General features: G+C 58.8%; 11 protein-coding genes and 1 pseudogene. 3 read left to right on the top strand and 9 right to left on the bottom strand.

Annotated elements, in window-relative coordinates; genetic code table 11:
* The 5 genes and pseudogenes from ACOVRJ_RS03710 to ACOVRJ_RS03690 all read right to left on the bottom strand — a co-directional run.
* Positions 1-392: pseudogene (locus tag ACOVRJ_RS03710) on the bottom strand (efflux RND transporter periplasmic adaptor subunit); the annotation flags it as partial.
* An 87-nt stretch (positions 393-479) separates the two neighbouring features.
* Positions 480-1016 carry a hypothetical protein gene (locus ACOVRJ_RS03705; RefSeq protein ID WP_422042554.1) on the bottom strand — a complete coding sequence of 179 codons (537 nt, stop codon included), beginning with the start codon at positions 1014-1016 and terminating at the stop codon, positions 480-482.
* A gap of 32 nt (positions 1017-1048) precedes the next feature.
* A complete protein-coding gene (locus ACOVRJ_RS03700) occupies positions 1049-2317 on the bottom strand; it encodes a TolC family protein (RefSeq protein ID WP_422042553.1) in 1269 nt (422 codons plus the stop codon).
* A gap of 148 nt (positions 2318-2465) precedes the next feature.
* Entirely contained in the window at positions 2466-2819 is a 354-nt protein-coding gene (czcI, locus tag ACOVRJ_RS03695; protein ID WP_366510636.1) for a cation efflux protein, CzcI family, read from the bottom strand.
* A 103-nt stretch (positions 2820-2922) separates the two neighbouring features.
* The gene (locus ACOVRJ_RS03690) at positions 2923-5166 is read right to left on the bottom strand and encodes a heavy metal translocating P-type ATPase (protein WP_422042552.1); all 2244 of its coding nucleotides are present in this window, start codon (positions 5164-5166) and stop codon (positions 2923-2925) included.
* 87 nt (positions 5167-5253) lie between these two features.
* Here ACOVRJ_RS03690 and cadR point away from each other — a divergent pair, with 87 nt between their 5' ends.
* Positions 5254-5730, top strand: coding sequence for a Cd(II)/Pb(II)-responsive transcriptional regulator (cadR, locus tag ACOVRJ_RS03685; protein WP_422042551.1), 477 nt, complete (start codon positions 5254-5256; stop codon positions 5728-5730).
* 70 nt (positions 5731-5800) lie between these two features.
* Here the strand turns inward: cadR and ACOVRJ_RS03680 are convergent, their stop codons facing one another.
* The 4 genes from ACOVRJ_RS03680 to ACOVRJ_RS03665 are packed head-to-tail and all read right to left on the bottom strand — an operon-like array spanning position 5801 to position 8317.
* The gene (locus tag ACOVRJ_RS03680) at positions 5801-6232 is read right to left on the bottom strand and encodes a LacI family transcriptional regulator (protein ID WP_422042550.1); all 432 of its coding nucleotides are present in this window, start codon (positions 6230-6232) and stop codon (positions 5801-5803) included.
* Positions 6229-7584, bottom strand: a complete 1356-nt coding sequence (locus tag ACOVRJ_RS03675) for a recombinase family protein (protein ID WP_422042549.1) — start codon at positions 7582-7584, stop codon at positions 6229-6231. Before ACOVRJ_RS03675 ends, ACOVRJ_RS03680 begins: the two co-directional genes overlap by 4 nt.
* The gene (locus ACOVRJ_RS03670; RefSeq protein ID WP_291925231.1) at positions 7581-8081 is read right to left on the bottom strand and encodes a DUF2924 domain-containing protein; all 501 of its coding nucleotides are present in this window, start codon (positions 8079-8081) and stop codon (positions 7581-7583) included. The genes ACOVRJ_RS03675 and ACOVRJ_RS03670 overlap by 4 nt, the downstream gene beginning before the upstream one ends.
* On the bottom strand, positions 8078-8317 hold the full coding sequence (locus ACOVRJ_RS03665) for a hypothetical protein (RefSeq protein WP_422042548.1): 240 nt from the start codon (positions 8315-8317) through the stop codon (positions 8078-8080). The genes ACOVRJ_RS03670 and ACOVRJ_RS03665 overlap by 4 nt, the downstream gene beginning before the upstream one ends.
* Before the next feature lie 159 nt (positions 8318-8476).
* On the opposite strand from ACOVRJ_RS03665, the gene lexA reads away from it, so the two are divergent.
* Together lexA and ACOVRJ_RS03655 are read left to right on the top strand one after the other, a co-directional pair.
* Complete coding sequence (gene lexA / locus ACOVRJ_RS03660; protein WP_422042547.1) at positions 8477-9064, top strand: transcriptional repressor LexA; 588 nt, start codon at positions 8477-8479, stop codon at positions 9062-9064.
* Between the two features lie 12 nt (positions 9065-9076).
* Positions 9077-10133, top strand: a 1057-nt coding sequence (locus tag ACOVRJ_RS03655; protein WP_422042546.1) for a glycine hydroxymethyltransferase, incomplete at its 3' end; no start/stop codon positions are given.

Here is a 10133-nt window from a genome sequence, read left to right as displayed (position 1 = left end):
TCGGCCAGGGACTTGGCAGCACGCAACTCGGCCAATTGAGCCGACTGGCTGGCCCTCTCTAGTGGTGCCACCGCCGGGACCACATAGGCCAGCACATCGCCCTTTGTCACTGCTTGTCCGGCAGTGGGCAATCCCTTGGGACCCGGTTCAATCCGTCCGGCGTTGATTGGCTGCACCTTCCCGCCCGCATTGGGGTCCATCAAAACCCGGCCATTGAGTTCGAACGAGCGCGGTACATCGGCAACTTCCACTGCCAGTGTTCTCAAATTGAGCTGTCGCTGGGCTGGTTTGGGAAGAAATACGCTGCCATCGGCCATACGCTGCGGACCATTTGCGTTTGCTAGTGCAGGCGCCGCGCCGTGGTCATGACCTTCACCAGCGAAAGACGGCATTCCTGCGCTTGCGAGGCTCAAAGTTGTGCAGAGCGCCAACCAGCGGAGTTTGTTCGAAGTGTTTTTGAGTTTCATGTGGATTCCCCCTTATGCGCGACGAGCTTGGTGACGAAAGCGGACGATCGCGCCCAGCGCTATCATGGCCAGCAAACCGGCACCGATCCACATGGCAATAGCTTTCCATGCATCGCGGATGCCTGGCGCATCTGCATCTGCGTGCAAATCAAGTTCGGTGGCAAGCAAATCGATCAGTTCGCCCGCGTTGATCGTTGCGGTGATTGCCATCACGCCAGGTTTAAGCGGTTCTTTAAGAGTGACCTCGTATTCGCCATCGGCATGCTTTTGCGCTTGGTATTTGCTGCCAGCGATATCAATTTCGATTTGGGCGTCGTTGACCGGGCTGTTGTCTTTAAAGCGGTCCAGATAAAGCGTGATCAGCTTCCCATTGACGATGCCGACCAGTTCCAGATCCTCTGAGACTGCAGTGAAGCGAGGCAGCGCGGAACTTGTGGCTTGCGGGGCTGTGTCGCCATGGTCGTGTCCAGGGCCTGCGATAGCCAATGGGATAAACAGGGTAAGTAACAGTGCCAACAGAGTGGCCGCTGTTGAATGAATGAGCTTCATGGTGTTCCTTGAGTTTTTGGGGGGCGTCAACGTCACTGGGGCAGCAAGCCCAAGGACTGCCGCCACGCTGAGATGGCGCTGGCCAGATCGATTCGGCTGCGGGCCTCTTGGCGTTCTGCTTCGACGGCCTCAGCCTCGATGCGCAAGCGGGTTGGCAGATCGGTCTCTCCAAGCCTGAATGACTTGTCAAAAAAGCCACGTGACTCTCTGGCCAGCCTGGCCCTTCGCTGGGCGGCGTCGAGTTGTGTGCGAGCGGCCTCCACGCGTGACGCAGCTCCGCGCTGATCGGCTTGAATGCGGTCCCTCTCGAGGGTGAGTTGGGACTGCACCTCAATGGCTTCGGCCTGCGCCGTCGCGACACGAGCGTCATACCTGGGGCCTGCGCCAAAGGGAACTCGAACGCCGATAAGCACAGTCTGGCCGTACCGCTCTCCAAAAGCTCCTCGGTCTCGCGTGGTGGCGACCGTCAGTTCGGGGTTGGCGCGCTTTTGGGTGCTGATCAGATTGGCCGTGCGCTCGGCAACGGCGATGCGGTCTTCCAACTCTGCAAGCAGCGGATGACGGGCAGTTTGAGACGGAACAGGTGACGGTTCACCTGTTCCGTTGTGGATCGAGTCAGGCGCAGCGACCCCACCCGTGAGCGCAGCAAGCTGTGCAGACGCAACGGCTGATGCAGCCTGTGCCTGAGCGGCAAGCGCTTCAGCCGCAGCCACGGCGCCCTCTGCCTGGTGCTGGTCTGACCGTGCCAGGTCACCTGCCTGTGTCCGCTTGGCAACGTCAGCGGCCAGTCGTCTGGCATTGGTCAACTGCTCGCGCGCCAGCTCTGCATCGACCCGAGCACGCTGCCAGCTCCACCAGGCGTCCCTGACCGAAGAGGCAAGCCGCAATTGGGAGGCAAGGACTCGGCGCTCAACAAATGAGATTTCAGCCTGAGCCAACTCGGCACTGGCCGTGCGCTGCCCGGGTAGCCAGATGGGAACCGCGATACCGATCTCGGCTTCACGCGCGCCGTTGTTGCCAGTCGTCCGGTCCGATCGCTGACTGATTTCCAGTGAGGGTGCCTCAGGCGAGAGCAGCCCAGCGGCTTTGGCTTGGGCCTGCGCGGCGTCACGGCGCGATTGAAGTGCGCGTGCCTCGGGTTGCCTCTGCCAGGCTGTCTCGAAAACTTCCTTCAATGACGCTGCGCCACCAGGCGCAGCATCGGTATGGCCTTGTGCATGGGCGCTCAGGACTCCACAACTCAATGCAATGGCCGACAGCACCAATCGAAGGGGGGCTGTCTTTTTTTCACTCAAACGCATGACTCATCTCCAATGGTGAAAACAACCAGGGAGATCAGCGAGCGGCGACGCAAAGGTCGCGGGCTTTAGTGCACAACGCTCAATGCGTCACGCGCGTCAGCGCACAAGGGATTCGAAAAAAGGGAAGTGGAAACCCGAGGCTCGCCGATCAGGCAAGCCTGGGCCATTGCGGCCGTTCGGGGCGCTCGGTATGGGCCGGAGTGGGGTTGACGTGGTCGTCGGATCGATGGTCCTGACCCGTTGCCGCTATGGGCGTCTTCAGATCACTGGTCAGCGCAGCTGCGCAACCCAGATGACATGTCGCACAGTCGTGGTGTACCCCAGTTGATGCAGTGCCATCTTTGCCAGATTCGTGGTTGTCAGCTGCTTGATGGTCGTGGGTGTGGTGTCCAGGGTGGTTGGCAGTCACACCGGCCTCATGTTGGCAATAGCCAGCCACTGCTGCCCAGCTGAACTGCAAGGGCAACAGAACCAGCAAAAAGATTGCCAAGAACTTTTTCATTCCTGATAGTGTAGTAGCTTTAGGCTTCGAAGGCCACTTGCCAGGTCCTTGACCTCATGATTCCTGAGGCCACTGCAGTTCGATGGTATCCGGATGACAGCACTCATTTGACTGCCTTGAGAAGACGCAGTCCGTTGAAGACCACCAACAAGCTCGCACCCATGTCAGCGAATACAGCCATCCACATGGAGGCGTCATCAAAGATAGCCATCAGTAGGAACACCGCTTTGATTCCCAAAGCGAGAGTGATGTTCTGCCACAAAATGACATGGGTCTGCTTGGACAGGCGAATCGTCTCGGGCAATCTGCGCAGATCATCGTTCATGACCACGATGTCTGCGGCCTCCATCGCTGTATGGGTTCCAGCCGCACCCATTGCAAATCCGATGTTTGACTTTGCCAGTGCAGGGGCATCATTGATGCCATCGCCTGCCATGGCCGTCACGCCGTACTGACCCTGAAATTCTTCGATCGCCTTGAGTTTGTCTTCTGGCAGCAAGTTGCCCCGGATTTCAGAAATTCCGGCCTTGTGTCCCACCGTCTTTGCTGTCAGCGCATTGTCTCCCGTCAGCATGATGGGTGTGACGCCAAGCGTCTTCAATTGAGCGATGGCCTGTGTCGACGATGTTTTGATCGTGTCCGCCACCGCGAAGAGTGCGATCACCCGATCTCGATTTGCCAGAATGGTCACGGTTCTTCCTGCGCCCTCATGTTCAGCGAGCCGAGCTTCCAACTCTGGAGAGCATTGATTGCGCTCCTCGATCCAACGGTGGTTGGCCAGGATGTAGGGGTGCCCGTCGATAACGCCTTGGACCCCACGACCCGCAACGGCTTCAAACGAAAGGACCTCTTGAGTAGATTCAGTCAGGCCCTGGGCAATCGCTTTCGAGACGGGGTGATCCGAGCGTGAAGCCAGACTCTTTGCCAAACGCTCAAGGCGTTCTCGGGGCTCATCCAAGGCAATAGCCTCAAATGCCACAAGTTTGGGCTTGCCCTCGGTGATGGTCCCTGTTTTGTCCAGAGCCACAGCTTTAATTTTGCGTGCTTCTTCCAGATAGACGCCACCTTTGATCAAAATACCGCGCCGTGCCCCGGCGGCCAGCCCACTCACCACCGAGACAGGCGTGGAGATGACCAGCGCGCAAGGACAGGCGATTACCAGCAAAACCAAGCCTTTGTAGATTGCCTGCAACCATGTGACTCCTGCGACCCAAGGCAGCAGCAAAGCGACCAACAGTGCAAGAGCAAAGACAGCTGGCGTGTAGATTGCAGCAAATTGATCTACGAAGCGCTGGGTTGGCGCGCGGCTGGCTTGGGCCTCTTCGACCGCTTTAATGATCCGACTGAGTGTGCTGTCAGAGGCCAGAGACGTGACCCGGATTTCAAGGGCTGCTGCTTGGTTGATCGTCCCGGCATAAACCTCGTCGCCCGGCGTCTTGTCTACGGGCAGACTTTCTCCAGTCAAGGGCGATTGGTCCACTGCACTTTGACCGACGGTGATGGTGCCATCTAGTGGAACTCGTTCACCCGGAGCGATGCGAACAACCGAGTCCAACGAGACCAACTTGACGTTCATCCGAATCCATGTGCCGTCGTTTTGCCGAACTTCGGCCAACTCGGGGGACATGGCAAGGAGGCTCTTGATTGCGCCACGCGCGCGATCGACTGCGCGCGCTTCAATGGCTTCTGCAATGGCGTATAGCGCCATGACCATGGCGGCTTCTGGCCATTGGCCAATCAAGAAAGCGCCGGTGACGGCTACCGTCATGAGCGCATTGATGTTCAACCGCGCCTGACGCAGGGCTGCCAAGCCTTTGGCGTACACGCCAAACCCCGACAAGAAAATTGCACCTAACGCCAAGACCATGCCGATGGCGGAGATCCATTGATTGGTCGGAAATGCAAATGCAATCGCTTCGGCGATCAGCGCTAAGCCGAGTGCTAGGATAAGTTTCCCCCACGATGACCAAAACCCAGCAGGGACTTGATGGTTGCCTGTTTCCTGGGGCAAGGGCTCCGGCTTGAAACCAGCTTTCTTGATGGCCTCCAGAGCTGGTGGGATGGCGACCACGTCGGCACTGATCGTCAGGACGCGCTCCCCAAGATTGAAATGTAGTCCATGGATTCCGACAACTTTGTCCAAGGCTCGTCGGATCTCCGACTCTTCTGACGAGCAGTCCATGTTGGCGATTCGAAATCTGCTCCCGACCGGCGCTGACGAAGCCACGCTGGGGTCTTGAACGGGCGACAACGCAGAGGCGCAAGTTGACTCTCCGCAGCAGAACGTGCTGGCGGGGGTCTGCTCCGGTTGGTCTGCGCAGGGGAGGATGTCTGATCTTTGGCTCATGTGGATATTAGAAACCCTGTAGCCACTTTAGTGTCAAGGGGCTAGAATTTTTCCAATTCTGAGCATGTAGCAGACCAAGGGGTTGTTATGAAAATCGGAGAACTGTCCAAGGCAACTCACACGCAAGTGGAAACCATCCGGTACTACGAGCGCGAAGGCCTGCTGCCGCAAACCGACAGGACAGAGGGCAACTACCGGGTTTACGGGCCAGCACATGTTGAGCGCTTGTCCTTCGTACGCCACTGTCGTCGCCTGGATATGACATTGGAGGAGGTCCGCACGCTCTTGCGTTTCAAGGATTCGCCGCCCCACGACTGCTCGGTGATCAACGACTTGGTCGATGAGCACATCAAGCATGTGACGATCCGCATCAAAGAACTGAAGTCTTTGCAAAAGCAATTACTCGATCTTCGAAACAGCTGCGCGGGTGTCGGTACGGTTGAGGCGTGTGGGGTCCTGTCGGGGCTGTCGCGTGCTTCGCTAGTGGAGCCAGCAATTCAAGCACTTGGGGAGCACCACGTAAATGGACCTCATAAAGCTTCTGGGCAGCGCAGATCCAAATGATCACGTTATCAAGGGGACCCGGATCACATCGGTCACCCGCGATTTGCTTAATGTTCGCGGCTTTTCGAAGTTAAATACAAAGCAGTGCCCGCTGCTCATCCCACAGTAATGGCGTGCCAGAAGCCAGATCGAACAAGGTGACGTGGTCCGGCAATGACTCGTCCAGGATGGCAGCCACGATGTCAGGTGCCAGCGTGGTGAGGTTCATCATCCGACTTACGTACGCCCGGTCCATCCCTTCCATCTCGGCAACCTCGGCCAGATTCCTAGCCTTTCCGGACTCCAGGATGGCCAGCCACCGATGCCCACGGACCAACGCCATTTGCATCGGCGTGGGCTGGTTGTCCCAGGCGCGCGGTTGCACGGCAGTGCCGTCCGGCAGGGTCACGGCTTTGCGCCGGCCGCGTCGGATGATCTTGATCGGGATGGTCACGTTCATGCTGCCATTGCTGGCGCTGACCACATCGGCTTCCCCGGTCGCCTTGATCGTGATCTCGTTCATGCGGCCACCTCAACTGCTTCTTTGGGGGCAGGCAGATTCAATTCAGCGGCTAGCCGCTCCAGGCCATTCGGCATGAACTGCACTTCGATGTTGTGGGGCGTGACCACCACTTTCTTGATCAGCAGGCGGACGATGCGCTCTTGCTCTGCCGGGAACAGCTGGTCCCAGATCTTGTCGATCTGCAGCATGGCAATGCATACGCTGGCCTCATTGACCAGCGGATCCCGTGCGGTCATGTATTGGGCCACCCGGGTTTTGAGATCGGGCGCGCGCAGGATGCGGCGCATCTGCGCCACCACGTTGGCCTCCAGCTCGATTGCGGGCAGCCGTGGCAGACCGGACGCACCGGCATGCTCCTTGTTCTCACGGGTGTGGATGTAGTACCGGTACAGCTTGCCGCTGCCTTTACGGCTCCAGGCCACGGTCAAGGCCCGCCCATCTGCGCCCTGAACGATGCCCTTGAGTAGGAATGGAATGGTGGCCCGGGTGTTGTTGCCCCGGGTGCGAGGGCTGATTTTGAGGACGGACTGCACGGCCTCCCAGGTGCTGGGCTCGATCAAAGGCTGGTGCTCACCCTTGAACCATTCTTCCTTGTGGCGCAATTCGCCAAGGTACGTCCTGTTGCCCAGGAGTTTGTAGATCAGCCCCTTGTCGATCAGCTTGCCCTCGCGGACGTTGCCGTCCTGGGTGGTCCAGGCCTTGGACGTGACGCCGTCCATGCGCAACTCCTTCATGAGCTTGGTGGTGGAGCCCAGTTCAACGAACCGCGTAAAGATGTGCTTGATGATCTTGGCCTCCCGCTCATTGGGGATCAGGCGCCGGTCCTTCACGTCGTAGCCCAGCGGCGGCACACCACCCATCCACATGCCCTTGCGTTTTGACGCCGTGATCTTGTCGCGGATGCGCTCACCCGTGACCTCTCGTTCGAATTGCGCGAAAGACAGCAGGACGTTGAGCATCAGCCTGCCCATGGATGTGGTGGTGTTGAACTGCTGGGTGACCGAGACGAAGGACACACCCGCGCGCTCGAACACCTCGACCATTTTGGAGAAATCGGCCAGGCTGCGGGTGAGGCGGTCGATCTTGTAGACCACCACGATGTCAACGCGGCCGTCCTCGATGTCGGTCATCAATCGGCGCAGGGCGGGACGCTCCATGTTGCCGCCCGAGAAGCCGCCATCATCGTAGTCGTCGGCCACCGGAATCCAGCCTTCGCTGCGCTGGCTGGCGATGTAGGCATGGCCGGCTTCCTTCTGGGCGTCGATGGAGTTGAAGGATTGGTCCAGCCGTTCGTCACTGGAGACCCGGCAGTACACGGCGCATCGCTGGCGGCGTTTGAGAACCTCGCTCATTTGCGTGCTCCCTTCTTCGCGGCTGGCTTGGACGGTGCGTTGGCCTTCAGTCCAAAGAAAACGGGGCCGGACCATGCCGTGCCGGTGATCTCCTTGGCGATGCGCGAGAGGCTGCGGTACGGGCGCCCCTCGAATTCATACTGGCCGTCGACCGTGGCCATGACCTGGTATTCCTTGCCCTGGTACTCGCGGGTGAGGAGCGTGCCAGCCATCAGATGGAAGTCGCGTTCCAGTTTCTTGTTCTGGCCCGAATCCATGATCGCCTGGATCCGGCGCTTGTTGCGGTCGACCATGTTGCGATCGATCTTGCGGAACTCGATTTCCTGTAGCCGGAAGGCCAGGCGGCGCTCCAGGAACTGGCGGTTGTGGGTCGGCGTGTCTTTGCCGAACAGATCTTTCCAGAGCGCTTTAATGTCGATCATCGACAGGTCGGGCAATCCGGCGATTTGCGCCAGCACCGAGGGCGACGTGACGTAGGGTGATTGCGTGGTGGTCATTTGGACTCCGTGACTTTGGTTGACGGGTCCGTATGAACGCTCTGGTGGCCGGAATAGCCAAGTCCTAAATGGCTCTTGGAGGCCGCATTTGCGGACTTCGCGACAGATTGATCCCACACACGGGAAATGCCCCTTGCCAGCAGGGCAGCCACCTCATCCATGCGCTCTGAAACGGTTATGGATTCGGGCGGGCGGCGGTTGATTTCTTGCATTGGTTGCCAGTCCTTGATGTTCAACGATCGAAGGAAAAAATTGTCTCCAGGGGACCATGGCAAGGCCAGCAGGAGGTTTCGGACAGGTGCGGAAGGTTGAGGGCAATTGCCAAAACCAGACCAAAAGTTCACTCCGAATGCCATCGGTTGCATGGAGAACGAACGTTCTCTACAATGGGTGCCGTGAAGAAAGCTATCAACGACCACGAACACCTCGCCACGCTGCAGGGCTACTACGCCGAGCATCGGGTGTTGCCGTCCTACGCCCGTCTGATGAGCCTTCTGGGCTTCGCCTCCAAGTCGGCGGTCAAGAAGGTTCTGGAGCGGCTGGAGGGCACGGGCATGCTGGAGCGCACCTCCGATGGGGACTGGGCGCCGAGCGAACGATTTTTTGATCGTGCCATTGCAACCCAGCCCGTGCCGGCCGGCATGCCAATTTCGGCCGACAGCGACGTTCATGAACAGATCACCATCGATCGCTTCCTGATTCAGCAGCCCAACAAGACGGTGCTCATTCGCGTCAAAGGCGACAGCATGGTGGACGCCGGCATTCATGACGGCGATCTGGCCGTCGTGGAGCGCAAGACCGAAGCCACGCAGGGAGATATCGTGGTCGCGGTCGTTGATGACCAATTCACTCTAAAAACACTTGCACGAGACAAAGACGGATATCACCTGTTGCCTGCCAATCCGAATTACCCAGTGATTCGGCCCAACGGCAAGCTCGAGATTTTTGGCGTCCTGGTTGGCCTTGTGCGCAAGTACCAATGAGGACCCATCACTTTGAAAATCTTTTCTCCAGCCCACTTTCTGCGCCATGTCTCGATGCCCACGCTGCGCGAGTTCACAGACGCGCATCCGATTGCCCCCCGCCTGACCATTGACTGGGATAGTCCGCCCGAGACGTTGCCTGCCATGGTCAATGCGGCTATCGAAGCGCTGCATGCGTCGATGGGTGCAGACGGCATGTCCGACGAGGAAATGTCCGCGCTTGGGCAAGACTTGCACCTTTGGCATGACGACCTGCGACGCGTGCATCTGCTGTCCAACGATCTGGCCAGCAATGAATTTCATACGGCGTGCGCTGCGGATCAGGAGGCGCTGGATGCTTTTGCCAGTCGGGACCCGCGCGAACAGGCGCTGTGGGTGTTTCACGCCCGTGATCACTTGTTCCGTGACGTCGAGTTGCATCTGGCCTTCCAGGCGAAGGCCAACGGCAAGTATTGGAAGAAGCACCGCATCGAGGCTGGCCTGGACCTGACCAACGAGCGGGAGAAGTTGGAGGCGTTCAGCCATGAGGTGGCCAAGCTCTTCGAAAAATCTGGCGCGGGCAAAAGCACCCACATTGAGCAGAGCGTCCATGCTGCTGATGGCAGTGTGCAGCTGACCATCTATGTGGAAGGTCCGATCACGGCGCTGGCGCACTTCACCGAAAACAAGTTCAACCGGCAGACCACTCGCATCGCCTTGGAAACGGCGGTCGTCTACCAGCCGGCTACCGGCGTTATCGAGAGCGTGGTCAAGGGCGGTTCCAAGAACCACCAGACCGTGCTGCAGTTGTTCGGCAAGCATGTGGTTGGCCGTGAGATCCAGCCTGAGGAAATCGAGAAGACCCGCTTCAAGCTCAATGAACTGCGCGAAGGCCTGGAGACCTTCGATGATCTGTCGTCCCTTGGGGTCGAGAAAATCCGTCTGCGCCGCGCACAGTTCCGGCCACGCGGCAGCACGGGCGTTGCCCTTCGTATTGAGGCATCGGCAGAGCAGGATCAGGATGACGCGATCGAACTGGCCCGCAAGACGCTCAAGATCCAGCATTCATTCGAGACCGAGTACAACCTCG

Source organism: Roseateles sp., assembly GCF_049240545.1.
Taxonomy (GTDB): domain Bacteria; phylum Pseudomonadota; class Gammaproteobacteria; order Burkholderiales; family Burkholderiaceae_C; genus Paucibacter_A.
Note: the sequence above shows the minus strand (reverse complement) of the source record. Positions and strands in the feature narration are given on the sequence as shown.

Excerpts from the sequence above, each read along its gene's own strand:
- ACOVRJ_RS03690 (WP_422042552.1), bottom strand. The coding sequence starts at position 5,166 with ATGAGCCAAAGATCAGACATCCTCCCCTGCGCAGACCAACCGGAGCAG.
- cadR (WP_422042551.1), top strand. The coding sequence starts at position 5,254 with ATGAAAATCGGAGAACTGTCCAAGGCAACTCACACGCAAGTGGAAACC.
- ACOVRJ_RS03705 (WP_422042554.1), bottom strand. The coding sequence starts at position 1,016 with ATGAAGCTCATTCATTCAACAGCGGCCACTCTGTTGGCACTGTTACTT.
- ACOVRJ_RS03700 (WP_422042553.1), bottom strand. The coding sequence starts at position 2,317 with ATGCGTTTGAGTGAAAAAAAGACAGCCCCCCTTCGATTGGTGCTGTCG.
- czcI (WP_366510636.1), bottom strand. The coding sequence starts at position 2,819 with ATGAAAAAGTTCTTGGCAATCTTTTTGCTGGTTCTGTTGCCCTTGCAG.
- ACOVRJ_RS03670 (WP_291925231.1), bottom strand. The coding sequence starts at position 8,081 with ATGACCACCACGCAATCACCCTACGTCACGTCGCCCTCGGTGCTGGCG.
- ACOVRJ_RS03680 (WP_422042550.1), bottom strand. The coding sequence starts at position 6,232 with ATGAACGAGATCACGATCAAGGCGACCGGGGAAGCCGATGTGGTCAGC.
- ACOVRJ_RS03675 (WP_422042549.1), bottom strand. The coding sequence starts at position 7,584 with ATGAGCGAGGTTCTCAAACGCCGCCAGCGATGCGCCGTGTACTGCCGG.